We start from the raw sequence: 23747 nt of genomic DNA on the forward strand, positions 1-23747 counted from the left end.
CCGTGGCTATGAACCCTGCGAACCGCGGCGGCCCTGCCGGTTCGGCCCGACCGCACACGCCACCGATTCGGTGCGTTTGCCGGCGCCGAGGGCCGCTCACGACGGGGCGCCGACCGCACGCCGGAACCGGGCGGCATCGTCGCCGTCGAGCCCGGCCAGCCCGAGTCGGTCGTCGTGGGCGTCGCTCCCGCCGGTGGCGAGCAGGTCGTGGTCCGCGATGGCACGGTCGACGGGTGCGGGGTCGACCGTGCGGCCGTAGGGGTAGTATCGCTCGACTGCGTCGAGGTCGGCGGTCAGATCGAGCGCGCCCGCCACGTCCCGGTACCGGAACGGGTGGGCGAGGCCGACGACCGCACAGGCGTCCGCGAGGGCGTCGACCCCGCGGTCGAAGCCGGGGATGTCGCGGGCCACGTAACAGGGGCAGTCGCCGCCGATGAGGTGGTCGAACGCGCCCTGGTAGTCGTAGTCGGCGTCGCTCTCGGCGATGGCGCGGGCGATGTGCGGGCGGCCGAGCCCCCGCCGCGGTTCGACGGGCAGGTCGACACCGAGGCGGTCCTCGACACAGTCGATAATGGCCCTGCCGCGGTCGATCCGGTCCTGTTGAATCTCCTCGACGAGCCCCGTCAGCGCCTGCGTCCGCTCGACCCCGTAGCCAAGCAGGTCCACCCGCTGGTCGCCGGCGTCGACCCGGAGTTCGATCCCGTGGACGACGGTGATGCCGTCGAGGGAAACGACGGGGCCGTCGATGTCGGGGTGGAGCCGGTCGTGGTCGGTGACGGCAACGATGTCGACCCCGGTCTCGCGGGCGGCCGCCGGCAGTCGGTCGAGCGTCAGTTCCCCGTCCGAGTTCGTCGTGTGGACGTGGCAGTCCGCGACGACCATGCCCCCACCTCCGGCCGCCACCCCGAAGCCCGTTCCGGTCGTGTGCCTTAATGCCACTAGATTCCCTAAGTTCCCCTCGGAGAGCAGATTGCGAACGTTTATGAACGTTCCTGACAGACCGGAATGTATGCGATTACTGAGTGGCCTGACCGACCAGGTCGGCGCGCACAGCTACCCGGCGACGACGGAGGAAGTCATCGAGGAGTACGGGGAACTCGAACTGGAGCTACCGAACGGGGACGAACAGCTCGGGGACGTGCTGGGTCGGCTCGGTTCGGAGACGTTCGAGAGCGCCGAAGACGTGCGGGTCGCAGCGATCAGCGCCGTCTCCTCGAACGCCGTCGGTCGGGAGAACTACAGCGACCGCGACCCCATCGCCATCGGCGAGGACGGCCACGAGCAGGTCTCCTTCTGAGCGGCCGGGCGGACGCCGACCGCCGCGGTTTCTGATGACGCCATCAGCTACCGATAGCGCCCATCTAGAGAGTCAAACGGCCGTTTGACTCTCCAGTAGGACCTTTTAGTCGGGTGAAAGAAAGCCGGGTATGCAGCGAACCGAAATCGCACTCGGGGCAGTGATCCTCGTGCTGATGGGCGCGGCCATCGGCGCGGGGGTGACGGCACTCGGGACGAACGCACCGACGCCGACCACGAACGACACGACGGCCGTCCCGACGGCCGGAATCGAGGCCGCACCGGCACTGCTCGGCAGTGCGGACAACGCCTCTCTCGGGACCTTCGAGAGCGCGGACGCGTTCGCCGCGTACGTCCAGCGCGGGCAGTCGATGGCCGCGGGCGGCACCGGGTTCCAGTCCCGGCCCGTCGCACGGCCCGACGTGGTCAGGGAACCGCGGGCGACCGAGGTGCCGGCGATGACGGCAACGGCGGGCGATGCTGTCGAGTTCGAGAGCGGCGCGGCCGCGGGCGGGACCGGCGGTGACGCCGGGAGCCAGCCCGAGCGCGTCTCCGGCACGAACGTCCAGGAAGCCGGCCTCGGAGAGCCCGACATCTTAAAGACCGCCGGGAGCACCGTCTTCTACTCCCCGCCGGAGCTGGACCGCTGGGAGTACCGCCGCGACAAGGGCGAGACCGACGGCACGCACGTCATCTCCGCGGACGACCCGGCCCGGCCCGAGAAGGTCGAGGAGATCGACGCCTCCGGGCGGATGTTGCTCGACGGCGACCGCGTGATGGTCATCGAGGACGACGAACTGCACGGCTACGACGTGAGCGACCCGGAGAACCCGGTGCAGGTCTGGGAGGAGGACCTGAACTCGGCGGTCGTCACCGCGCGGCTCCTCGACGGACAGGCCTACCTCGTGACGCGCACGGGCGTCGACCTCGACGAACCGTGTCCCATCAGGCCGCTCGACGGCGCGAGCGTGTCGTGTACCGATATCCACCGGCCGGATCGACAGGTGCCGGTCGACGCGACCTACGCCGCCATGCGACTGGACATGGACGACGGGAGCGTCGCGGACACGACGAGTTTCGTCGGCACGACCGACAACACCGCGGTCTACATGTCCGAGAACGCCCTCTACGTCACCTACACCGAGCAGGCCAACCGCGGCGAACTCCGCCTGCAGTTCCTGCTCGACCAGGACGACCGCTTCCCGGCCCGCGTGACCGACCGCCTGGAGGAGATCCAGGAGTACAACATCTCCGGGCAGTCGAAGCGGACGGAGGCCGAGCGCGCCCTCGAGAGCTGGTATCGCACGCTCGACGACGACCGGCGCCACGAGGTCCGGGACGAACTGCGCAACGAGTACCGGGACTACCTGACGGACCACCAGCGAGACCTCCTCCGAACGGGCGTCGTCCGCATCGAGGTGGGTGACGACCTGTCGGTCGACACCACCGAAACCGTCCCCGGCCGGCCGCTGAACCAGTTCTCGATGGACGAACACGAGGGCACCCTCCGCATCACGACGACGGTCCCGGCCGCGGGCGGCGCACAGAGCGCCAACGACCTCTACGTGCTGGACAACGAGAGCCTCCAGCGGCGGGGCTCTGTGAAGGACATGGGGCTGAACGAGGAGGTCTACTCCGTGCGGTACGTCGGCGACACCGCCTACGTCGTGACCTTCCGCCGGATCGATCCCTTCCACGTCGTCGACCTCTCGAACCCCGACGACCCCGAGGAGGTCGGTGAACTCGAACTGCCCGGCTTCTCCTCGTACCTCCACCCCGTCGACGACGACCACGTGCTGGGTATCGGCGAGGAGGAGGGCCAGGTCAAGGCCGTCCTCTTCGACGTGTCCGACCCCTCGGACCCGACCATCGACGACGACTACATCCTCGACGCCCGCTGGTCGGGAGTCTCCGAATCACACCACGCCTTCCTCATGGACCGCAGACACGGCGTGTTCTTCCTCCCGACCGGCGAGGGCGGGGAAATCTTCGACTACACCGACGGTGAACTCTCGCTCGAACGGAACGTCGACACCGACGGCCAGGCCCACCGCGCCATGTACATCAACGACTTCATGTACGTCTTCGGCGGCTCGGAGCTCGTCGTCGTGAACGAGACCACCTGGGACCGCGAACGCACCGTCCCGCTGGATTGATCGTCGGGGCCGCTTCGATCTACGGGGCCGCTTCGACCCACGTGACCGTCCCACACGCCCGACCAAAATCCGACGATTCGACGGGAAATACATCCTGAATTTAAACGAGGGGACCCAAAACCACCGTTAGATTCATACGGGCCAACCGATAACCATGAGTGTGAGTAGCAATGTCGATGGGTGCCTACGACGACGAAGAACACGAGCGCCGTGAGCGGAAAAACAGCGAAGTAGACGCGGCGTTCGACGACGATCGGACGACCTACCACGGAGAGATCGAGTACGACAGCGGTGAGTCCACGGAGGAACTGCTGGACCAGTTCGAGGAGATCAAGTCGGAGTAGCGCGGTCGTGTTCTGTCCGGCGTCTGAGTAACAGCACCGACAGCCCCGTGACCGCCGTCACCGCACAGACGTGCCCGACGACGGCCACCAGCAGGACGGGGAAGTCCACGAGGAAGGGCACGAGCACCAGCTGGAGGACGCCAAAGCCCATGGTCTCCAGATCGGCCCGCTGGAGTGCCCGCGCGGTTTCGGGGTCGAACCGATAGCGGGCCGACCGCCACAGCGCCGCCACGCTCGCCCACCAGCCCGTCCCGATGCGGTAGCACACGTCCCACAGCACCAGCAAGGCGAAGTAGACGACGAGGATCGGCGGCTCCTGGCCGAGCAGGTTCTCCAGAAGCGGCGTCCCCTGCTGTGGGGCGAACACGAACAGGTGGGTCACGAGGGCGACGTACGCCAGCACCGAGAGGACGACCTCGATGCTCGACCCGAAAAGCAGCCGGCGGTAGGTCTCCGGGACGCTCTCCCGGCGGGCGTAGCCGGTGATCCGGAGCATCTCCACGCTGCCCGCGGTGGCGACGAGGACGGCCCCCGTCGCGGCCGGGAGCGCGATCCAGAGGTCGTAGATGGCCGCCAGCGCGATGGCGGCGACCTCGAAGACGAGAAACTGGATGGCGATGGCCCCCCGTTCGGAGACGTCGATGCCGGGGAGCGCGCCGATGATGCTCTCGTAGGCCCAGGCCTCGCCGAACTCCGGATCACCCATCAGCGGTCCCCCGCCGTCACGACGGGTTCGGACGCCGCCGCGTCCGACACGGGCTCGACGGCCGGGTCCTCGATGGCCCGCGCGACGGCCGCGTCGAACGGCGTCAGGTCGATGGGCAGGTACTCTCGGATGCTGTCGTCCTTGACGACGACCGGGTTCTTCAGGCCCAGGATGAGCGGGCGGGCGACCGAGCGGGGCACGTCCGTCACGAGCGTCACCCAGCGCGCCGACAGTCCCGGCGTGAGCACGGGCAGGGGGATGATCAGTGGCCGCCGCCCGGTCGCTATCTCGGCGGTCCGGGCCATCACCTCGCGGTAGGTCAGCACCTCGGGGCCGCCGATCTCGAAGGTCTGGCCCGCGGTCTCGGGCTCGTCGAGGATGCCCACCAGATAGGCGACCACGTCGTCGATGGCGATGGGCTGACACGCGGTGTCGACCCACTGGGGCGTCACCATCGCCGGCAGCCGGACCGCCAGCTGGCGCACCATGTCGAAGCTCGCGCTCCCGGCGCCGATGATGATGGCCGCCCGCAGCGTCGTCAGCTCGAACTCGCCCGAGGTGAGGATGTACTCGACCTCCCGGCGCGAGCGCAGGTGTTTCGAGAGCCGGTCGCGTTCCTCGCCGAGGCCGCCGAGGTAGAAGGCCCGGTCGATGCCCGCTTCGTCAGCCGCCCGGACGAAGTTCCGGGCCGCCCGGCGGTCCCGCTCGGCGTAGTCGTCGCCCGCCTGCATCGAGTGAACGAGGTAGTACGCGGCGTCGATGCCGTCGAGGGCGTCCTCGAAACTCCCCCGTTCGAGCAGGTCCCCGGTCGCCACCTCGACGCCGTCGGGGGCGTCGTACCGCGTGGCGTCCCGGACGAGGGCCCGCACGTCGTGGCCCGCTTCCAGCAGGGCCGGTACCAGCCGGCTCCCGACGAACCCCGTCGCCCCGGTAACGAGTACTCGCATACCCCTAGGAGGGGACGCCGTCCCTTAATCCTCCGGGCGCCGCCGCGTCGCGGGGGCGTGACCGTCAGGGCGCGCGGAACGCCCACAGCACGGCGCTTATGCGCCCACGACGAGTACCACGGGTATGGCATACGAGCCGTGTGACGCCTGCGGCCGGAGCGTCCAGATCGCCGGCGGCATCGCCAACTTCTGGTCGTTCTCGGGGGACAAGACGGAGGGGCTGGCGCTCGAACTCGCCGACGGCACCGACTGGTTCCTCTGTTACGACTGCATCGAGCGCCTGCCCGACGACCGCGACGTGACCGCCGCGGACGTCGAGGCGCTCCCCGACAACGAGGAGTGAGCGGGGTGGGACAACCCCGCCATCGGCGTCGCCCCCCCTGCCGCCACCGAGGGGTTTTAGGCCAGCGGGAGGAATCTCCCGTCACGTGAATCCCGCCCGCATCGCCGACGAGTTCCCGGCGCCCTCCTACCGTGGTGCCCAGGAGCAGGCCCTCGCCGACATCCGGGCGGCCTTCGAGGCGGGCAACGACGTGGTGCTGGTGCGTGCCCCGACCGGGAGCGGCAAGTCCCTGCTGGCCCGCGGCATCGCCGGCTGTGCTCGCCGCGCGGGGGAGGCCGAGGCCCACGAACCCATCGGCGCCTACTACACCACCCCGCAGGTCTCCCAGCTCGACGACGTGGCCGCCGATCCGCTACTGGAGGACCTCAACGTCATCCGCGGGAAGAACAACTACTCCTGTATCCTCCCCGGGGAGACCGACACCCCCGTGGACCAGGCCCCCTGCGTCCGCGAGCGGAAGTTCGACTGCCAGGTCAAACACCGCTGTCCGTACTTCTCCGACAGGGCCATCGCCTCCAACCGTGACATCGCCGCGATGACGCTTGCCTACTTCATGCAGACGGCCGGCTCGGACGTGTTCGGCAAACGCGACGTGGTCGTCGTCGACGAGGCCCACGGGCTCGCGGAGTGGGCCGAGATGTACGCGACCATCGAGCTGTCGCCCCGCCGGCTCCCCGTCTGGTCGGACGTGCGCCCCCCGGCCATCGACGGCCCCGACGGCGCCGAGGGGTACGCCGAGCGCGTCATGCGAGTCTCGTCGCGCCGCGTCGAGGAACTCCGGGGCAACGCCGAACTCGACCCCGACGAGGTGGCCGAGCGCGACCGCCTGACCGAACTCGTCTCGGACCTCCAGTGGTTCCTCGAGGACTACCGGGACCCCGAGAGCGCGACGACGTGGGTCGTCGACCAGCCCGACGGCGAAGGGACGGCCGTGACCATCAAGCCGCTGAACCCCGAGCGGTACCTCAAACACACCGTCTGGGACCGCGGCAACAGGTTCGCCCTGCTGTCCGCGACCATCCTCAACAAGGAGGCGTTCTGTGCCGGCGCGGGGCTGGCGCCCGACCGGGTCGCGCTGGTCGAGGTGCCTCACACCTTCCCCGTCGAGAACCGCCCACTGTACGACGTGACACAGGGGAAGATGACCTACGAGCGCCGCGACAGCACGCTCCCGGACGTGGCCCACACCCTCGTTCGCATCATGCAGGCCCACCCCGACGAGAAGGGGCTGGTCCACTGCCACTCCTACGGCATCCAGGAGCGCTTACAGGAGCACCTGTCGGAGATGGACGTCGGCGCCCGCGTCCGCGCCCACGACCGCGAGAACCGCGACGCCGTCCTCTCGACGTGGAAGCGAAGCGACGGCAACGAGGTCTTCCTCTCGGTCAAGATGGAGGAGGCCCTGGACCTGGAGGGCGACCTCGCCCGCTGGCAGGTCCTCTGTAAGGCCCCCTACCCGAACACGCGTGACTCCCGCGTCGCGCGCCGGCTTGAGGACGGCCAGTGGGGCTGGTACTACCGCGCGGCGCTGCGGACGGTCATCCAGGCCTGCGGGCGCATCATTCGCGCGCCCGACGACCGCGGCGCGACCTATCTGGCGGACTCGTCGCTGCTCGACCTCTTCGAGCGCGCGCGAACGGACATGCCGGACTGGTTCGCGGCGCAGGTCGACCGCATGACGACGCCGGACCTGCCGGCCTACGACCCCGGCGCGGCGGTCGGGGCGGACGGGGGGGACGGCGCGCGGTCGAAACGCCGTCGCTCGACACGCCGTGACACCGACGAGTCCCACCCCCTCTCGGACGTCTGGGACAGTTAGATGAGCGTCGCGGCGTAGGCGACGGACGACCCCAGCATCAGGATGACGAGTACCAGGGCGATGATTTGCTGTCGGTCCATACCGGCACTCACTCGCGCGCCCAATTATGCCTTTCGCGCCGACACTCGGCGTTCCGTGCCGGCAGTCAGGGCAGGACGCCGAAGGCGGTGACCGCAACGGCCACGAGCGCGAGGCCGGCAACGCTCCTGACGACGCCGGTCCGGAGGAGTCGCCTGACCGCTGACGGGGGCGCGCGGTGGGCCAGCCTGGTATCGGTGAGCCGACAGCCCGGTCCCTCGCCGGTCCGTTCGACCTCGCCGGTGACGACCACGTCGTCGCCCGGGCGCAGATCCTGGCGGTTCACCCGAATCCAGGCGGCGGTCGCGAAGTGCTCGCCCGCGACGCTCGGGTCGACCGCAGCCGCCGAGTCGTCGGCCGCCGCGTTCGCGTCGAACCGCTCGCGGTAGCTCGCGGGGAGTTCGTCGCTCCCCTCGAAGAACTCGCTTTCGGGAGTGAGGTCGATGGTCGCGTCGGCGACCGAGACGAGCGCGCGCCCGCTCTCGTCCTCGACGACGAACGGGACCGCGTCGCGCTCGCCCATGACCCACTCCCAGTCACCGTCACGGCCGAGCGAGACGCCGTACTCGTAGGCGAGCACGTCGTCGCCGGACAGCGGCGAGGTCAGGGGCTCGTCGCGGACGCGAGCGACCCCCTCGACGGTGGCCCGCCCCGCCGCCTCGGCGACGGTGGTCGCGCCCGAGCGCAGTCGGAGGCCGGTCCGGAGCGGGCCGACGCCCTTCGCGAGCGCGAGGAGTCCGAGCCCCACGAACAGCCAGCCGGCAGCCAGCGTGACGAGCGACGCCATACCCGCCCGTTCGCCCGCCGGCACTAAAACGTGCCGTCGATCACTCGCCGTCGACCCGCGCGTCGACGACGACGTGCGCCACGCCCTCGCTGTAGCCCTTCACCCGTCGGCGGTCCAGTATCTCGACGGTCCGGCCCGCCTCGGCGGCCGCGGCTTCCAGGCGCTCCACGGGACGGTCGTAGACCAGCGTCTCCGGCGTCGCCTCGTGCATGTGGACGACCCCGCCCGGCTCCAGCGCGGCGAACGCGGCGTCGAGGTACTCGTGGGCCTCGTAGTAGCCCATTACGACGCGGTCGGCGGAGACGGTGTCGGCCACGTCCCGGCAGTCCGCCCGGTAGAGGTCGACGCGGTCGTCGACGCCGTTCAGCCGGGCGTTCTCGAGCAGGTACCGGAACGAGTCGGGGTTGATCTCGGTCGCCGTGACCCGCGCCCCCGCCCGGGCCATCGGGAGCGTGAAGTAGCCGACCCCGGCGAACATGTCGAAGACGCGCTCACCCGTGGGACTCGCGGTGCCGCCGTTCGCCAGGTCCGGCGACGCGGCCCGCTCGTCGCCGCGAACGACTTCGCCCATCCGCACACGCTCGGCCTTGTTCCCCGGGGAGAACATCACCTCGGCGAGGTCGAGCGCGTACTTCGTCCCGTGTTCCGTGTGGACCGTCTCGGTGTCGCCCTCGCCCGCCAGCACCGTCACGTCCGGTTCGCGCTCGACGCCCTCGATCCCGCCGCGGGCGAGGACGGTGTCGGCGTTTGCGTGGAGGTCGAGCAGCGCATCGCCGACCGCCGCCGGACGCGGGGCGTCGCCGATTTCGACGAGGACCACGGAGCCGATGACGGCCCACGAGCCGGGCGCTCGCGCCAGTTCCTCGTCCGTCCAGCCCCGCTCCCGGAGGTGGTCGCCGAGGTCGCGGAGCCGTCGGGTGGGTTCCTGCCGGACGACCTCTCGAACCGCCGTCGTCTGCGGCGGCGCGGTCACGGGCAGTGCCACCGCGTCGGTGCCGAACGAGCGCACGCTCCGGTCGTCGTCGTAGACCCCCTCCTCGCGGAGCGCGGCGATGGCCCGCTCCGCGCGGGGCTTGGCGACGACGGCCGCCAGCGGGCCGTCGCCGGCGTCGAGGGCAGCGAGGTCGTCGGCCGTCCCGGACTCGTCCGCCTTCTCGTCGTCCTCGCTCATTCGTCGTCCCCGTCCCCGGCGTCCGGGTCGTACTCCGCCGGCGGCAGAACGTGCAGGCCGGCCCGGCTCTTGAGGACGGTGAGGGTGTCGGCGTCGGGGTCGACGTACTCCGGGCGGGCGATGGTCTTCGCCTCGTAGGTCTCGGGGTCGAGCACCTGCACGGCGTGTTCGTCCTCGACGGCGACGAGCGTGGTCTCCTCGCCGTCCGCCCGGGTGCCGAGCCGCCGGGCCTCGGGGGCGTCGCCGTCCTCGAAGGCCGCCTCGTACCGGTCGCCGGTCGTCAGCCGCCGGCCCTTGAGGTTGCCGCGGACGCTCCGGACCAGGACCGGGCCGTCGTCGTCGGGCTCGATCACCTCGCCGGGGCGGTACCGCGGGAGCCTGATGGCGTATGTGACCCGGTAGACCTCGTTCCCGTCCGAGTCCTCGGTGACGAGGGTCTCGTTTGCGGTGTAGGCGCCGCCGAGCTGGCGGACGATGCGCTCGGCGATCCCCTCACCCATCTGCGTGGTCGAGATCTTCATGTCCAGGCCGCCCTCGACTTCGTTCACCTCGGTCAGGAAGGCGTTGCGGTCGCCCTTCGCTTCGCGGTCGGCGATGTACTCGCGGGCGATGGCCTCGGCGTCTTCGAGTTCCTCCGGGGCGGGTTCGCGCTCGTCGGCCCGGACCTGGACGATTGCGGCGTAGGAGCCGCCGGCGATGCGGCCACAGCGTTTGCAGGTCCCCGTCCCGATCTTGACGGGGACGACGACCTCCTCGACGACCGGCGTGCCGCGGACGACGCCGGAGAACTCGCAGTGCATCCGGATGGTGGTCTCGTCGACCTGCTCGGGCGTGACCCCCCAGTTCACGTCGGTCGCGTCGAGGTGGACGCCCAGCGCCTCGCTGACCCGCTCGATGGCGATGTCGGTGTAGTCGCGGGCGCCCACGTCGTCCCAGCTGTTCTCGCGGCGGATGGCGCCACACCGCCCGCAGACCTGCACCTCGATACGGTCCGGGGCGTCGACGAGGTCGAACTCCTCGAAGTAGCAGTCGTCACAGAGCACGCGGTCCGGGTCGCGGGGCTCGCCCGGCCGCGGCTCGGGCCGGGCCGGCACGTCACCCCCACAGCGCGGACAGAACTCGCGTGACTCGCTCATTGCCGGCCGGTACGCCGCTGGCCCGAATAAACCCCGCGTTCCCGGGCTGGCTCCCCCCTCGACTCGCCCCCGTCGACGTGTCCGGTTCCACCCCCGCCGACGGGACCGTCACGCCGTCCCACGGCGACTTTATTCGGCCGGGACCCGTAGTACCGAGCATGGAGTGGCGCACGGACTGGGGACTGCGGGGGCGCATGGTCGTGACCATGCTCCTGCTCGGGGTCCTCTACGTCCTGTTCGCGGCGGCCCTCTCGCTGTACTTCACGGGCCTCCTGCCGATCGTCCTCATCATGGGCCTGCTCGCGGGCGCACAGTTTTTCTTCAGCGACAGGCTCGCCCTGCGGAGCATGGGCGCCCGCGAGGTCGAGGAGAGCGAGTTCCCGGACCTGCACCGGTCGGTCGGCCGCCTCGCACAGCAGGCCGACCTGCCGAAGCCGACGGTCGCCGTCGCGGAGACGAGCGTGCCCAACGCCTTCGCGACGGGGCGGTCGCCGAACAGCGCCACCGTCTGCGTGACGACGGGGCTCATGGAGACGCTCGACCGGGACGAACTCGACGGCGTCGTCGCCCACGAACTCGCTCACATCAAGAACCGCGACGTGGCGGTGATGACGATCGCTTCCTTCCTCCCGACGATCGCCTTCCTCGTTGTCCGCTGGGGGTGGCTGTTCGGCGGGGGGCGCAACCGCCGCGGCGGCGGGGGTATCGTCGTCGCCATCGTCGTCTCGCTCGTGGTGTGGATACTCTCCTTCCTGCTCATCCGGGCGCTCTCGCGGTACCGCGAGTTCGCGGCCGACCGCGGCGGGGCCGTCATCACCGGTCAGCCGTCGGCGCTGGCCGGGGCGCTGGCGAAGATCGACGGCCGGATGGACCGCGTCCCCGAGGAGGACCTCCGCGAGCAGGCCGAGATGAACGCCTTCTTCGTCGTCCCGATCAAGAGCGGCTTCGTCGGGAAACTCGCCCGGACCCACCCGGCGACGGAGACGCGCATCGAGCGCCTGCGCGCACTGGAGCGGGAGATGGAGGTTGTGTGATGGGCCTGCTGGACTCGCTGAAGAGCGTCCTCGGTATCGCGGCGGAAGCCGACGCGGCCCGCGGAGCCGACCCCGAGGACCTGTTCGGGATGAGCACCGCCTACGTGACGATGGAGGCGGACCTCGGCTACGAACCGGCGGGCGCGGCCGCGCTCTGTTTCTCGTCGGTGGACAGCACCGACTTCGCCGACGCCGTCGACGAGGTCGAGGCCATCCTCGCAGCAGGCGAGGCCGAGACCGGCACGGACGCACGCCTCGTCCGGGACGACCACGGCTACGACTGGGTCGTCCTCGCGGACGACGACGTGGAGGACCTGGTGACGAGCGTCCACTTCGCCGCCGACACGCTCGTCGAAGCGGGGTACGGCTCGCGCCTGCTGGCCGCACTGTTCGCCTTCGAGCCGACCGCGGACGCACCCGGCGACGCCGACGGCCGCGTCTACTGGGTCTACTCCTTCCGGCGGGGGACCTACTACCCCTTCGCGCCGCGGTCGGGCCACGAACAGGACTCGAAGGCGCTGTTCAAACTGGAGAGCGTCCTCGATGGCGAACTCGACGTCGAGCCCGACCGGGAGTACTGGTACCCGCTCTGGCCGGACGAACCGGGCCGCCACCCCTGGGAGTGACCACTAGCCAGCGGCCTCCGGGATAGACCTTCGTGACCGTGTCGCGAACGGGGATCCCCCGTCCCGCATTTTCACTTTCACTACGCTGTAAACGTACCTTTTTGTAGGGTGGGGCACAACCCCCGTCCATGGCAGCAACGGAAAACCTCGAAGACCTGCCGGGCGTGGGTCCGGCGACGGCGGAGAAGCTCGAAGAGAACGGATTCGACTCCTACCAGGGGATCGCGGTGGCGAGTCCCGGTGAACTCTCGAACACGGCCGACGTCGGCGAGTCCTCGGCGGCCGACATCATCCAGGCCGCCCGCGAGGCCGCCGACATCGGCGGGTTCGAGTCCGGCGCGGCCGTTCTCGAACGCCGCGAGCAGATCGGCAAGCTCACGTGGGGTGTCGACGAGGTCGACGACCTCCTGGGCGGCGGCGTCGAGACACAGTCCATCACCGAGGTCTACGGCGAGTTCGGTGCCGGGAAGTCACAGGTCACTCACCAACTGGCCGTCAACGTCCAGTTGCCCAGCGAGCACGGCGGGCTGGAGGGCAGCGCCATCTTCGTCGACTCCGAGGACACGTTCCGCCCCGAGCGCATCGACCAGATGGTCAAGGGCCACGACGACGAGGTGCTCCGCGACGCGCTCGTCCTCCACGGCGTCGTCGAGGACGAGGAGGACGCCGACCCTACCGACGAGGCTCTCCTCGACGACCTCGTGGAAGCCATGCTCGACAACATCCACGTCGCGAAGGCGTTCAACTCCAACCACCAGATTCTCCTCGCCGAGAAGGCCAAAGAACTCGCCTCCGAGAGCCAGGACGACGAGTTCCCCGTCCGCCTGCTCTGTGTCGACTCCCTGACCGCACACTTCCGCGCGGAGTACGTCGGCCGCGGCGAACTCGCCGAGCGCCAGCAGAAGCTCAACAAGCACCTCCACGACCTGATGCGCGTCGGCGACCTCAACAACACCGCCGTCGTCGTCACCAACCAGGTCGCCTCCAATCCCGACTCCTTCTTCGGTGACCCTACCCAGCCCATCGGCGGCAACATCCTCGGTCACACCTCCACGTTCCGCATCTACCTCCGCAAATCCAAGGGCAACAAACGCATCGTCAAGCTCGTCGACGCCCCGAACCTCCCCGACGGTGAAGGCGTCATGCGCGTCGAGGAAGGCGGCCTGATGGACGAATGAAGTAGTACCTTTTTTAGCCTCGGGTGCGCGGAGCGCACCACTCGGCTAAAAAATCTACGCTAAAAAAGCCGGACGCTCGCGTTGCTCGCGTCCGGGGAACCGCCTCGGGCCTACGGCCCTCGGCGGATGCTTGTCGTCCACAGCACCGCAAACGCTCGTGTCCTGACCGCACCGTAACGTTCAGGTGCCACACTTTCGACGTGTCACGTACCGTGAACGTCGAGGTCGGAGACGTGACGCCGCGCCGGGTAGCGAAAGTAGTACTCTCGAATTTCCCGGTGACGGTGCTCGTCTTCACGGGGATCGCCTGGTGGCTGGCGGACAGCGGCATCTACTTCGATCCGGCGCGGTTCGACGCGACGGTGCTTCTCAACCCGCTGAACTACTTCCTCAGTATGTTCCTGCACGCGGACTGGTCGCACTTCGCCGGGAACATCCGGATGTGGCTGGTGTTCGGGACGATCCTGACAGTGTTCACGAGCAACCGCCACGTGCTGCTGGTCGCCGTCGCGTCACACCTGCTCACCCACGTCGTCGGCGTCTTCATGTTCCGGTTCGGCATCGGGATGAGTATCGTCGTGTTCGCGGTCATCGCGGCGGCGCTCGTCCGCGCGACGGGGTACGCGTTCCAGAACGCCTCGCTCGATTCCTTACAGGCAGCCCTCGCCGGTGTCCTGGCACCCCTCCTCGGCGTGCTGTTCGTCGTCGTCCTCGTCGCCGGTGGCGGTCGAATCGGTCACTTCGACCACTTCCTCGGCTTCCTGTTCGGCGGCGCTATCGAGATGGTCTACGTCTTCAGCAGTCACGAGGGGATGCAGACCGAGCGGAGCGTTCCGGAACGGATCGGCCGGTAGAATCAGTCGTCGTCTTCCGTCGTCGTCTTGTCCACGTCCAACTCCCCGAAGTAGATGTCCGCGCCGTCCTGGGCGACCTTCTCGGCGAGGACGGCACACTTCACCCGCATCGGGGAGATGTCGACGCCGAGCATGTCGGTGATGTCGTCGCGGTCCATCTCCCGGAGGTCGTCGACGGACATCCCGGCGAGTTTCTCCGAGAGCATCGACGCGGAGGCCTGGGAGATGGCACAGCCGTCGCCCTGGAAGGCGACGTGTTCGATGGTCTCCTCGTCGTCGTCGAGTTTGACCTGCATCTCGATGGTGTCACCGCACATCGGGTTCTCGCCGACGTGTGTGTAGGTGGGGTCCTCGAGTTCCCCGTAGTTACGGGGGCTCTTGTAGTGGTCGAGGATCTGCTGTCGGTACATATCGGAGCCGCCGACCATTGGTACCAGTAGATAGACGAGTCACACGCAAAAGAGTTCCGAGAGGCCGCCAGGTCGGCGCGTGACAGCGGACCGATGGGTCACGAAGGGTTACGCGTAAGCCCGAGGGCCGTAGACGGGTGGACATGGACCTCGCAGAGTTCCGTCGCGGCGTCCGCGACGTCACCCCCCTGTTGCTCGGCGTCGCGCCGTTCGGCCTCGTCGCCGGCATCGCCGCCGTGAACGCCGGCCTCGACCTCCCCCAGGCAGTCGGAATGAGCGTGATCGTCTTCGCCGGCGCCTCACAGCTGGCCGCGCTCGACCTCATCGGCCGGGACGCCCCCCTTTCGGTCGTCGTCGTCACCGCCGTCGTCATCAACCTCCGGATGTTGATGTACTCGGCGTCCATCGCCCCGCACTTCCGGGCGTTCGCCGGCCGGGTCAAAGCCGGGCTGTCGTACCTGCTGACCGACCAGGCCTACGCGCTCTCCATCGCCCGCTTCCGGTCGACGGACGGCACCGACCGCGTGGCCTACTACCTCGGGACCGCCCTCACGCTGTGGGTCGTCTGGCAGATCACGACCGTCGCCGGCGTCATGCTCGGCACCGGCGTCCCCGACGCATGGGGGCTGGAGTTCGCCGTCCCCCTGGTCTTTCTCGCCCTGCTCGTCCCCGCGATGGAGGACGGCCCGACGACCGCCGCCGGCCTCGTCGGCGGCGCCGTCGCCGTCGTCGGCGCTGGCCTCCCGCTGAACCTCGGCCTGCTCGTCGGCGCGACGGTCGGTATCGCCGCCGGGCTGGCGTCCGAGCGCGTCATGGAGGTGGACCCGTCCGATGGCCACTAGCTACGCCGCCCCCCTCGTCTGGGGCGTCATCGCCGTCATCGGCGTCCTCACCTACGCCATCCGGCTCTCCTTCATCGCCCTCTTTGGCTACCTCGACGAGATCCCCTCCCGGGTGGAGCGGCCCCTCCGGTACGTCCCCGCAGCCGTCCTCGCCGCACTCGTGCTCCCCTCGTTCGTGGCCCTCGACGCCAGCGGCCTCGCGGCCGACAAGCTCGTCGCCGGCGCCGTCGCCAGCGCCGTCGCCTGGCGGACGGAGAACGTCTTCGCCACGATGGCCGCCGGGATGGGGGCGCTGTGGGTGCTGCGATTTCTCGTCCTCCCCCACCTTTTTCCGCTCGGGTGACTCGCTGTGCTCGTCACCACTCGCGCAAAAACGTGGGCGAAAAAGGCGCTCGCTCACTCAGTTCGCTCGCGCGACTCCGACTCAGGCGAACAGCTCGCGGGCCTCGTCCAGCGCGTCGACGAGCGCGTCGACCTCCGCTTCGGTGTTGTAGATGTAGAAGGAGGCACGAGCGGAGGCGGAGACGCCGAGTTTGTCGTGGAGCGGCTGGGTGCAGTGGTCGCCGGCCCGAACGGCGACGCCGTTGGCGTTGAGAATCTCGGACACGTCGTGGGCGTGGACCGAGTCGAGGGTGAACGAGACGAGGGCGGCGCGGTCGTCGCCGGCCGGGCCGAGGATACGGATGTCCTCGAACTCCGAGAGCCGGTCGTGAGCGTACGCGGCGAGGCGCTCGCCGTGGCGCTGGACCCGCTCCATGCCGATGTCGTCCAGATAATCACAGGCCTCCGCGAGCGCGATGCCCTCGCTGATGACCGGCGTGCCGGCCTCGAACTTCCAGGGGAGTTCGTGCCACGTGGAGTCGTCGAAGGTGACCTTCTCGATCATCATGCCGCCGTAGAGGTACGGCTGCATCGAATCGAGGAGGTGGCGCTTCCCGTAGAGGACGCCCACGCCGGTCGGCCCGCACATCTTGTGCCCCGAGAAGGCGAAGAAGTCGGCGTCGATGGCCTCGACGTCGACCGGCTGGTGGGGGACCGACTGGGCGCCGTCGACGAAGATCAGCGAGTCGTGGTCGTGGGCGACGTCGGCCAGGTCCGAGACGGGGTTCTGAGTACCCAAGGTGTTCGAGACGTGGACGACGCTGACCATCTCGGTGTCGTCGGTGATCAGCTCGCGGGCGTGGTCCATGTCGAGGTAGCCCTCGTCGTCGACCTCGATGAACTTCACCGTCGCGCCGGTCTTCTTCGCGATCTGTTGCCACGTCACGAGGGCGGCGTGGTGTTCCATCTCGGTCATGACGATCTCGTCGCCGGGGCCGAGTTCGGCCAGTCCCCAGGCGTAGGCGACGGTGTTCATCGACTCCGTGGTGTTTTTCGTGAAGACGATCTCCTCGCGTCCCCCGGAAGCGCCGATGAACTCCGCGACCCGGTCGTGGGCCTCCTCGTACGCGATGGAGGCCTCCTGGGAGAGCTGGTGGAGCCCGCGGTGGACGTTCGCGTTGTACCGGCGGTAGTAGTCCGAGATGGAGTCGACGACCTGCTCGGGCGTCTGACTCGTCGCCGCGTTGTCGAGATAGACCAGTTGTGAATCGCCGATCTCGCGGTCGAGGATCGGGAAATCCGCCCGGATCGACTCGACGTCGAACGATGCTGACTCAGGGGTTCCCATTACTACGATGAAGGGCTTTCGCCCTCAACTGTCCTTCGGTCTCGCACCCCGGAACTAGCCGATATCGCTTACTCCACCTGTCCGGGAAGCCCGCGCGTGAGCGGCGGGCGGCGTCGTCAGAGGTCCGGCTCGAAGCCAGTAACGGCCTCGCGCCAGTCGTCGGGCAGCGGCGTCGGGGTGCCGTCGGTGCCCATGAATACCTGCGTGGTGTTCGCGGTGGCGGCGGGCTCGCCGTCCGCGCGGACCTCGTAGGCGAAGGAGAGGCTCGACGCGCCCAGGTCGGTCGCACGGACGGCGACCGTGACGGCGTCGCCGTACTCGACGGCGTCGACGAAATCGACGTCGAGGTGGGCGAGCACGAAGTCGCTCCCGCCGACCCGGTCCGGGAGGACGGATTCGAGGTAGCCGATTCGGGCGCTTTCGAGGTAGGTGGCGTAGACGGCGTTGTTGACGTGATTCCAGGCGTCCAGGTCGCGGTAGCGAACGTCGATGTCGGTGACGAACGCGAACTCGTCGCTCATTACCGGGTCGGGCGCGGTGGGACATCCTCGGGCTTTCGGTTCGGGGTCTGAGTGGGATGGAGTCTCACGCCGGGCGGCGTTGCACACGACGGACACGGCGGCCGCAGACGTTTATTCGGGTCGAGCGTATCGCGTGCCATGCGCTCGCTCCCGGCCGACCTCTTCGACGCGCGGTTCTACGCGCTCGTGGGAGCGGTGTTCGTGCTCCACGCGGTGGGACTCGCCGGGGAATCGACCGCCCCGCGGGCGGCGCTGTGGTTCGGCACCGGCCTCGGGTGGTTCCTCGTGGCGGCGCTCCTGCGGCACGGGCGGTCGACGCAGCGACCGCGCTGAGCGCGCTCACTCGTCGAGGTACTGCGGGTCGATGTCGACGCCGAGACCGGGGTCGTCCGGCGGGGTCACGACGCCGTCCTCGTGGTCGACGGTCTCCGCGAGGAGGAAATCGCGCACGTCGGGGGTCCACGGCGGCTCCATCGGAAACTCACACCACGGCGAGTCGTTGGCGGCCATCACGTGCAGATTCGCGAGGAAGCCCACGCCGTTGGTCCAGGTGTGGGGGATGTACCGGAGGCCGTGCTGACGGGCCATCGCCGCCACCTCGTTGGCCCGCTTGATGCCCGTCGCCAGCGCGGCGTCGGGCTGGAGCACGTCCAGCGAGCCTTGCTTCACGAACTCCCGGAAGTGGTGAACCCCGTCGTTGAACTCCCCGCCGGCGATGGGTACGTCGACGGCCTCGCGGAGGCGGGCGTAGCCCTCGTAGTCGTGGCGGGGCAGCGGCTCTTCGAGCCACTCGACGCCGCCCACCTCCTCCAGCCCGCGGGCGAACGTCAGGGCCTCGCCGAAGGACCACTCCTGTTCGTCCTCCATCACCCGGACGGCCCACCCCTTGTTCGCGTCGACCATGAGCGTCAGGTCGGGGAAGGCCTCCCGGACCGCGCGGACGATCTCGATGTGTTCCGGGTCGGTCACGCGGAGTTTGACGGCGTCGTACCCCTCGTCGACGCGCTGTTCGACGTACTCGATGCGCTCGTCGGCGGGCTGGACTTCGCCGGTGGAGGCGTAGACCGGAATCTCGGCTTTCGAGCCGCCGAGCAGTTCGTAGATCGGCTTGCCGGCGTCCTTGCCGATGATGTCCCACAGCGCGATCTCGACCCCCCAGGGCCGTGGCCCGACGAGGTTGATGCTGTCGAGTTTCCCGAGAATCCCCTCCACGTCGTGGGGGTCCTCGCCGAGCAGGAAGATCGAGAGCGGGTCCTCGAAGTCGAGCCCGCCGGCGAAACTCGGCATCGCGCCGTAGCCACTGATGCCCGCGTCGGTCTCGATCTCGAAGAGCGCGACCTCGTGGGTCCCCTGCGGATAGCCGGGAATCCACGTCGGCTGGAAACTCCCCTCGACCCCGTGCTCCAGGTTGTACTGGTTCACACCCGTGATCTGCATACGCGGAGGTTGTCGGGGTTCTCGATAAGCGTTCGGCCGCGCGTCCGAGGCTTTCAAAAAGGGCGGGGCAGACCCGCCGACGCTCACATCCGCAACAGCTGAGCGTGGCGCGTGTCCTCGATGTCGAGGACGGTCTCCTCGTCGACGAAGCCGTGTTCGACGGCGAGGGCGACGGCCTCGTGGCCGACGATGTTGGCGACGGCACAGCGCGCGAGGCTGTCGACGACGGCCGCCTCGTCGGCGCGTTCGCCGTCGTAGAACTCTTCGTCGACGGTCAGGGAGACGGGGCCGTCCTCGAAGGTTTGTCCGAGCAGGTCCGGGTCACAGACCGAGACGAGAAGTCCTTCGTCGGTCTCGCGTTCGTTGAGCAGCATTACTCCTGGACGAGTTCGGCCTCTGCCTCTTTGCGCATCTCTTCGGCCTCGTCGGCGACCTCCTCGGCGCGTTCGAACTCGCCGAGTTCCTCCAGCGCGCGGGCCTTCTCCTCCAGGATGGCCGGGGTGCGGTGGCCGAGCCGGATGGCGTTGTCGAAGGCGTTGCGGGCCTCCTCGGCGAGGCCGCGTTCGAGGAGGAAGAAGCCGCGGTTGTACCAGCCTTCGGCGAAGCGCTCGTCGCGCTGGACGGCTCGCTCGGCGTGTTCGAGGGCCTGCTCGGAGCGGCCGGACTCCCAGAGCGCGTAGGCGAGGTTCGTCTCGGCGGTGGCGGCGTGTTCGGAGCTGTCGTCGATGTTCAGCGCCTCCTTGTAGGCGCCGATTGCCATGTCGTACTCCTCGAGTTCGGCGTGGGCGGCGCCCTTGTTGATCCAGGCCTCCTGTTCGATGCCGTCGTCCTCGGCGAAGCGGGCGACGCGCTCGAGGGCGTCGATGGCCTGCTCGTAGCGGTTGATCTCGACGTAGCTGAGCGCCACGTCGAGCAGTTCCTCGGCGTCGACGGCGTCCGTGGGGAGGTTCCGCTCGTCGAGCATGTCCGTGATGGCCCGGGAGTCGACGGGGTCGACCTTGTCCGGGTCGACGTCCAGTTCCGGCGGGTCGAGGTCGAACTCCTCGTAGGGCTCGTCGAATCCCTGGCCCTCGGAGAACTCGTGGTCGCGTGGGTCGTCCGGCTCTCGGTCGGTCATACTACCGCGTTGGCCGGGCAGGCGGTTAAGGGCTACGTCAGCGGTTCGTGGCGGGCGTCGTCGACGGAGCGTGCCCGGTGGATTCAAGCGAGCACCGTGACAACGCTACGTATGGGAAAGCGTCTCTTCGTCAGCGTCGACCTGGAGGGGCTCGACGAGGGCGTCGCCGACGTACAGGACCGCTTCGACGGAACGCCGGGGCTGAACCTCACCGAGCCCGAGCAGGCCCACGTCACGCTGAAGTTCCTCGGGGACGTGTCGGACCACCGGCTCGACGAGGTGACCGACGCGCTGGACGACGCGGTCGCGGCCGCCGGCGTCGACCCCTTCACCGCCGAGTTCGCCGGCCTCGGCGTCTTCCCGACGCTCGACTACATCAGCGTCGTCTGGCTCGGCGTCGAGGACGGCAGCGACGAGCTGACCCGCCTGCACGAGGCCGTCGAACCACGGCTGGTCGAGTTGGGCTTCGAGGAGGAGAGTCACGAGTTCACCCCCCACGTCACGCTCGCGCGGATGGAACACGCCGGCGGGAAAGAACGCGTCCAGAAACTCGTTCGCGAGTGCCACCCCGAGGCGGGGACCATGGAGGTGTCGGAGGTGCGGCTGACCGAGAGCGAACTGACCGCCGACGGGCCCGAGTACACGACCGTCGAGCGGTTCGAGCTGTAGCTCAGAGACCCGGTTCGGGCAGGCCGCCGGGCCGGAGCTGCGTGGCGCGACAGACGTTCGTACAGTCCGCGATGGGCGTCAGCTCCAGCCGGACGGTACTCCCCTCGGCGAGGGCGGCGATGCGTTCCCGGAGCAGTTCGTCGACGTAGTCGACGACCTCGTAGGTCTCCCCGGTCGCCGACTCCCGAACCCGCATCGCCCCGTTCGTCCGCATCGGCGTGACGATAGTGTACGTGCTTCCACTCGTAGTCGACTTTGCTTTCGACATTACCTACTGTTCGCACAAACTAACCCATAAACGTTGGGTACTAGAGGAAATTAAGCCATATCACACTACCACCGACTGGAATGGGCCTTCGAGTGTATAAGGTCCGCCGACGACGGTGGACGACCGGTCACTTTCGACCCCGGTTGCCGGTCGGGAACACGCGGCGGTCGCCCGCCGGCGGACTTTAGGTCCGCCAAAATAATCAGATTAGTGATAAGTGTTAAGGGCGGGAGCGGCCAAGGTCCGACTAAGGCCATGTCGGTGCTTGCGAACTTGACACTGGTGTTCGTCGCGGGGTTCATCACGGCACTCGCGACCGGACTGGGCGCGCTCCCGTTTTTCTTCATCGACGACGTGAGCGACCGGTTACAGGTCGGGTTGTGGGGGTTGGCGTCGGGAATCATGGTCTCGGCGTCGCTCTTCGGCCTCGTCCTGGAGGGGGCGGCGGAGGCCGACGGGCGCGGCGACCTGCTGTTGATGGGCGTCGGCCTGCTCGCGGGCGTGGTGCTCGTGGTGGTCGCCAACCGCATCATCTCCGACCACCACTTCGACCCGAAAGAGTACGAGGAGGCGGACTTCAGCAAACTGATGTTGATTCTCGGGATCCTGACGGTGCACAGCTTCCCGGAGGGCGTGGCGGTTGGCGTCTCCTTCGCGGAACTGGGCTTCGAGACGGGGACGGCCGTCACCGTCGGCCCCTTCCTCGTGCCCGTGCTGGCCGTGTTCATGACCGTCGCCATCTCGATCCACAACATCCCGGAGGGGCTGGCTATCTCCATCCCCCTGCGCGCGATGGACGTGCCGAACTGGCGGATGGTCTGGTGGGCGGTCTTCTCCAGCCTCCCACAGCCCGTCGGAGCGGTGATCGCCTTCTACTTCGTCCGGATCGCCCGGGAGTTCCTGCCCGCCGGGTTCGGGTTCGCCGCCGGGGCGATGGTGTTTCTCGTCGTCTCGGAGTTCATCCCGGAGGCCCTGGACCGCGGCGCCGGCCTGCCCGGGAAGGGCTACCGGGAACTCGGGACCGGACTCGCGGTCGGAGTCGCCGTGATGGTGCCGCTGGCGCTGATTTGAGGCGGGCGCGCCGCGGGGCGAGGGGCGGGCACGCGGACGCGGTGAGCGTGCCCTCGTCGGCGACTTCCGACGGTGACGAACCGTCGGCGGGCGAGTGGGGCGAAAAGAACACAAATATAAGCCACGGCGCGGTACGTGCGGGCACTATGGGTAAGAACTCGAAGGCCAAGAAGAAGCGACTGGCGAAACACGAGCGACAGAACTCCCGCGTCCCGGCGTGGGTCATCATGAAGACCGACCGCGACGCCGGCCGGAACCCGAAGCGACGCAACTGGCGGCGCAGTAACATCGACGAATAATGAGCGCAGGTGACTTCGAGGAGCGGGTCGTCACCGTCCCGCTCCGCGACGCGAAGGCGGAAGCGAAACACGAGCGCGCCGACAAGGCGATGTCGCTGATCCGCGACCACCTCGCCCAGCACTTCAGCGTCGACGGCGAGGCCGTGCGCCTCGACCCGTCGATCAACGAAGCCGTCTGGTCGCAGGGTCGCAAGAAGCCCCCGAGCAAGCTCCGGGTGCGCGCGGCCCGCTTCGAGGAAGAGGGCGAGAACATCGTCGAAGCCGAGACCGCGTAACGTTGCTTCGCGCGGCCTTCGCTGGTTCGGCGTACGTCGGCGTCTTCGCACGGGCGACCGACGACTGTCTCCTCGTCCGACCGGACGTCGACGACGACCTCCGCGAGGCGTGTGCCGAGGAGCTCGGCGTCCCCGCGGTCGAGACGAGGATCGGCGGCTCCGGGACCGTCGGCGCCCTCGCGACCGGCAACGAGAACGGCCTGCTCGTCAGCAGCCGCATCCGTGACCGCGAGCGCGACCGCATCGCCGAGGTCGTCGACCTGCCGGTGACGGAACTGCCGGGCCGCATCAACGCCGCCGGGAACGTCGTCCTCGCCAACGACCACGGCGCGTACGTCCACCCCGACCTCCCGCGGGAGGCCGTCCAGGCCGTCGAGGACGGACTGGGCGTCCCCGTCGAACGGGGCCGGCTGGGGAACGTCAACACCGTCGGGACCGCCGCCGTCGCCACCAACCGCGGCGTTCTCTGTCACCCCAAATCGACCGACGAGGAACTCGACGCACTGGAGGAGTTGCTCGACGTCCCCGCCGACATCGGCACCATCAACTACGGCGGACCGCTCGTCGGCTCCGGCCTGCTAGCCAACGAGCACGGCTACATCGTCGGCCAGGACACCACCGGCCCGGAACTGGGCCGCATCGAGGACGCGCTGGGCTACATCGACTAACCGTCAGGCCATGGGTAGTCCCGGCT

Annotated in this window: 30 protein-coding genes; 17 read left to right on the plus strand and 13 right to left on the minus strand. The window is 68.8% G+C overall.

All coding sequences use genetic code 11. The features are described 5' to 3' along the window. Window positions 1-96 precede the first annotated feature (96 nt). Window positions 97-882, minus strand: a complete 786-nt coding sequence (locus MUG96_RS17345) for a PHP domain-containing protein (RefSeq protein ID WP_246984778.1) — start codon at window positions 880-882, stop codon at window positions 97-99. Window positions 883-1009: 127 nt separating this feature from the next. Here MUG96_RS17345 and MUG96_RS17350 point away from each other — a divergent pair, with 127 nt between their 5' ends. From MUG96_RS17350 to MUG96_RS17360, 3 genes are all read left to right on the plus strand, one after another. Next, complete coding sequence (locus tag MUG96_RS17350; RefSeq protein ID WP_246984779.1) at window positions 1010-1297, plus strand: DUF5789 family protein; 288 nt, start codon at window positions 1010-1012, stop codon at window positions 1295-1297. A gap of 130 nt (window positions 1298-1427) precedes the next feature. Continuing rightward, the gene (locus MUG96_RS17355; RefSeq protein ID WP_246984780.1) at window positions 1428-3452 is read left to right on the plus strand and encodes a beta-propeller domain-containing protein; all 2025 of its coding nucleotides are present in this window, start codon (window positions 1428-1430) and stop codon (window positions 3450-3452) included. A gap of 170 nt (window positions 3453-3622) precedes the next feature. After that, complete coding sequence (locus MUG96_RS17360; protein ID WP_246984781.1) at window positions 3623-3796, plus strand: DUF5786 family protein; 174 nt, start codon at window positions 3623-3625, stop codon at window positions 3794-3796. Here the strand turns inward: MUG96_RS17360 and MUG96_RS17365 are convergent. Then, window positions 3783-4502: a DUF7530 family protein gene (locus tag MUG96_RS17365; RefSeq protein WP_246984782.1), complete on the minus strand. Its 720-nt coding sequence runs from the start codon at window positions 4500-4502 to the stop codon at window positions 3783-3785. The two genes, MUG96_RS17360 and MUG96_RS17365, sit on opposite strands and share 14 nt — an antisense overlap. Then, entirely contained in the window at window positions 4502-5449 is a 948-nt protein-coding gene (locus tag MUG96_RS17370) for an NAD(P)H-binding protein (RefSeq protein ID WP_246984783.1), read from the minus strand. The genes MUG96_RS17365 and MUG96_RS17370 overlap by 1 nt, the downstream gene beginning before the upstream one ends. A 124-nt stretch (window positions 5450-5573) precedes the next feature. On the opposite strand from MUG96_RS17370, the gene MUG96_RS17375 reads away from it, so the two are divergent. Together MUG96_RS17375 and MUG96_RS17380 are read left to right on the plus strand one after the other, a co-directional pair. Then, entirely contained in the window at window positions 5574-5792 is a 219-nt protein-coding gene (locus MUG96_RS17375) for a DUF7561 family protein (RefSeq protein ID WP_246984784.1), read from the plus strand. An 85-nt stretch (window positions 5793-5877) separates the two neighbouring features. Next, window positions 5878-7611: an ATP-dependent DNA helicase gene (locus tag MUG96_RS17380; RefSeq protein WP_246984785.1), complete on the plus strand. Its 1734-nt coding sequence runs from the start codon at window positions 5878-5880 to the stop codon at window positions 7609-7611. Between the two features lie 145 nt (window positions 7612-7756). Here the strand turns inward: MUG96_RS17380 and MUG96_RS17385 are convergent, their stop codons facing one another. From MUG96_RS17385 to MUG96_RS17395, 3 genes are read right to left on the minus strand one after another with little or no spacing between them, the layout of a single operon-like run. Next, entirely contained in the window at window positions 7757-8476 is a 720-nt protein-coding gene (locus MUG96_RS17385) for a hypothetical protein (RefSeq protein WP_246984786.1), read from the minus strand. Window positions 8477-8516: 40 nt separating this feature from the next. Beyond that, window positions 8517-9647 (minus strand): class I SAM-dependent methyltransferase, encoded by a 1131-nt coding sequence (locus MUG96_RS17390; RefSeq protein ID WP_246984787.1) that lies wholly within the window; start codon window positions 9645-9647, stop codon window positions 8517-8519. Next, the gene (locus MUG96_RS17395) at window positions 9644-10783 is read right to left on the minus strand and encodes a 60S ribosomal export protein NMD3 (RefSeq protein ID WP_246984788.1); all 1140 of its coding nucleotides are present in this window, start codon (window positions 10781-10783) and stop codon (window positions 9644-9646) included. Before MUG96_RS17395 ends, MUG96_RS17390 begins: the two co-directional genes overlap by 4 nt. Window positions 10784-10941: 158 nt before the next feature. On the opposite strand from MUG96_RS17395, the gene htpX reads away from it, so the two are divergent. The 4 genes from htpX (at window position 10942) to MUG96_RS17415 (ending at window position 14475) form a co-directional block, all read left to right on the plus strand. After that, the gene (gene htpX / locus MUG96_RS17400) at window positions 10942-11817 is read left to right on the plus strand and encodes a zinc metalloprotease HtpX (RefSeq protein WP_246984790.1); all 876 of its coding nucleotides are present in this window, start codon (window positions 10942-10944) and stop codon (window positions 11815-11817) included. Further along, entirely contained in the window at window positions 11817-12443 is a 627-nt protein-coding gene (gene pspAB / locus MUG96_RS17405) for a PspA-associated protein PspAB (protein ID WP_246984792.1), read from the plus strand. Before htpX ends, pspAB begins: the two co-directional genes overlap by 1 nt. Before the next feature lie 128 nt (window positions 12444-12571). After that, complete coding sequence (gene radA / locus MUG96_RS17410; protein ID WP_246984793.1) at window positions 12572-13621, plus strand: DNA repair and recombination protein RadA; 1050 nt, start codon at window positions 12572-12574, stop codon at window positions 13619-13621. A 212-nt stretch (window positions 13622-13833) separates the two neighbouring features. Beyond that, window positions 13834-14475 (plus strand): rhomboid family intramembrane serine protease, encoded by a 642-nt coding sequence (locus MUG96_RS17415; RefSeq protein ID WP_246984795.1) that lies wholly within the window; start codon window positions 13834-13836, stop codon window positions 14473-14475. A 2-nt stretch (window positions 14476-14477) separates the two neighbouring features. Here MUG96_RS17415 and sufU read toward each other — a convergent pair whose 3' ends face one another. Further along, window positions 14478-14903, minus strand: a complete 426-nt coding sequence (sufU, locus tag MUG96_RS17420) for a Fe-S cluster assembly sulfur transfer protein SufU (RefSeq protein WP_246984797.1) — start codon at window positions 14901-14903, stop codon at window positions 14478-14480. A 125-nt stretch (window positions 14904-15028) separates the two neighbouring features. On the opposite strand from sufU, the gene MUG96_RS17425 reads away from it, so the two are divergent. Next, window positions 15029-15727 carry an AzlC family ABC transporter permease gene (locus MUG96_RS17425; protein ID WP_246984800.1) on the plus strand — a complete coding sequence of 233 codons (699 nt, stop codon included), beginning with the start codon at window positions 15029-15031 and terminating at the stop codon, window positions 15725-15727. Continuing rightward, window positions 15717-16070, plus strand: coding sequence for an AzlD domain-containing protein (locus tag MUG96_RS17430; RefSeq protein WP_246984802.1), 354 nt, complete (start codon window positions 15717-15719; stop codon window positions 16068-16070). The genes MUG96_RS17425 and MUG96_RS17430 overlap by 11 nt, the downstream gene beginning before the upstream one ends. A gap of 81 nt (window positions 16071-16151) precedes the next feature. On the opposite strand, the gene MUG96_RS17435 is transcribed toward MUG96_RS17430, so the two are convergent. Both MUG96_RS17435 and MUG96_RS17440 read right to left on the minus strand, forming a co-directional pair. Next, window positions 16152-17396 (minus strand): aminotransferase class V-fold PLP-dependent enzyme, encoded by a 1245-nt coding sequence (locus tag MUG96_RS17435; protein WP_246984804.1) that lies wholly within the window; start codon window positions 17394-17396, stop codon window positions 16152-16154. 116 nt (window positions 17397-17512) lie between these two features. Continuing rightward, window positions 17513-17917: an acyl-CoA thioesterase gene (locus tag MUG96_RS17440; protein ID WP_246984807.1), complete on the minus strand. Its 405-nt coding sequence runs from the start codon at window positions 17915-17917 to the stop codon at window positions 17513-17515. A 138-nt stretch (window positions 17918-18055) separates the two neighbouring features. Here MUG96_RS17440 and MUG96_RS17445 point away from each other — a divergent pair, with 138 nt between their 5' ends. After that, window positions 18056-18250 (plus strand): hypothetical protein, encoded by a 195-nt coding sequence (locus MUG96_RS17445; RefSeq protein WP_246984809.1) that lies wholly within the window; start codon window positions 18056-18058, stop codon window positions 18248-18250. Window positions 18251-18256: 6 nt separating this feature from the next. On the opposite strand, the gene MUG96_RS17450 is transcribed toward MUG96_RS17445, so the two are convergent. The 3 genes from MUG96_RS17450 to MUG96_RS17460 all read right to left on the minus strand — a co-directional run bounded on the left by MUG96_RS17450 (window position 18257) and on the right by MUG96_RS17460 (window position 20471). Further along, a complete protein-coding gene (locus MUG96_RS17450; protein WP_246984811.1) occupies window positions 18257-19354 on the minus strand; it encodes a mandelate racemase/muconate lactonizing enzyme family protein in 1098 nt (365 codons plus the stop codon). An 83-nt stretch (window positions 19355-19437) separates the two neighbouring features. Then, the gene (locus MUG96_RS17455; RefSeq protein WP_246984812.1) at window positions 19438-19728 is read right to left on the minus strand and encodes a DUF424 domain-containing protein; all 291 of its coding nucleotides are present in this window, start codon (window positions 19726-19728) and stop codon (window positions 19438-19440) included. After that, window positions 19728-20471: a tetratricopeptide repeat protein gene (locus MUG96_RS17460; protein ID WP_246984813.1), complete on the minus strand. Its 744-nt coding sequence runs from the start codon at window positions 20469-20471 to the stop codon at window positions 19728-19730. The genes MUG96_RS17455 and MUG96_RS17460 overlap by 1 nt, the downstream gene beginning before the upstream one ends. A 111-nt stretch (window positions 20472-20582) precedes the next feature. Between MUG96_RS17460 and thpR the strand changes: the two genes are divergently transcribed. Next, window positions 20583-21140: an RNA 2',3'-cyclic phosphodiesterase gene (thpR, locus tag MUG96_RS17465; protein ID WP_246984814.1), complete on the plus strand. Its 558-nt coding sequence runs from the start codon at window positions 20583-20585 to the stop codon at window positions 21138-21140. 1 nt (window position 21141) lies between these two features. On the opposite strand, the gene MUG96_RS17470 is transcribed toward thpR, so the two are convergent. Next, window positions 21142-21408, minus strand: a complete 267-nt coding sequence (locus tag MUG96_RS17470) for a DUF7999 family protein (RefSeq protein WP_246984815.1) — start codon at window positions 21406-21408, stop codon at window positions 21142-21144. Between the two features lie 255 nt (window positions 21409-21663). On the opposite strand from MUG96_RS17470, the gene MUG96_RS17475 reads away from it, so the two are divergent. The 4 genes from MUG96_RS17475 (at window position 21664) to MUG96_RS17490 (ending at window position 23721) form a co-directional block, all read left to right on the plus strand. Further along, window positions 21664-22479, plus strand: a complete 816-nt coding sequence (locus tag MUG96_RS17475; protein WP_246984816.1) for a ZIP family metal transporter — start codon at window positions 21664-21666, stop codon at window positions 22477-22479. Window positions 22480-22625: 146 nt separating this feature from the next. Continuing rightward, on the plus strand, window positions 22626-22778 hold the full coding sequence (locus tag MUG96_RS17480; protein WP_246984817.1) for a 50S ribosomal protein L39e: 153 nt from the start codon (window positions 22626-22628) through the stop codon (window positions 22776-22778). Next, a complete protein-coding gene (locus MUG96_RS17485) occupies window positions 22778-23053 on the plus strand; it encodes a 50S ribosomal protein L31e (RefSeq protein ID WP_246984819.1) in 276 nt (91 codons plus the stop codon). Before MUG96_RS17480 ends, MUG96_RS17485 begins: the two co-directional genes overlap by 1 nt. A gap of 2 nt (window positions 23054-23055) precedes the next feature. After that, on the plus strand, window positions 23056-23721 hold the full coding sequence (locus tag MUG96_RS17490; protein ID WP_246984821.1) for a translation initiation factor IF-6: 666 nt from the start codon (window positions 23056-23058) through the stop codon (window positions 23719-23721). Window positions 23722-23747: the final 26 nt, after the last annotated feature.

This window comes from Halorientalis marina, assembly GCF_023028345.1.
Taxonomy (GTDB): domain Archaea; phylum Halobacteriota; class Halobacteria; order Halobacteriales; family Haloarculaceae; genus Halorientalis; species Halorientalis marina.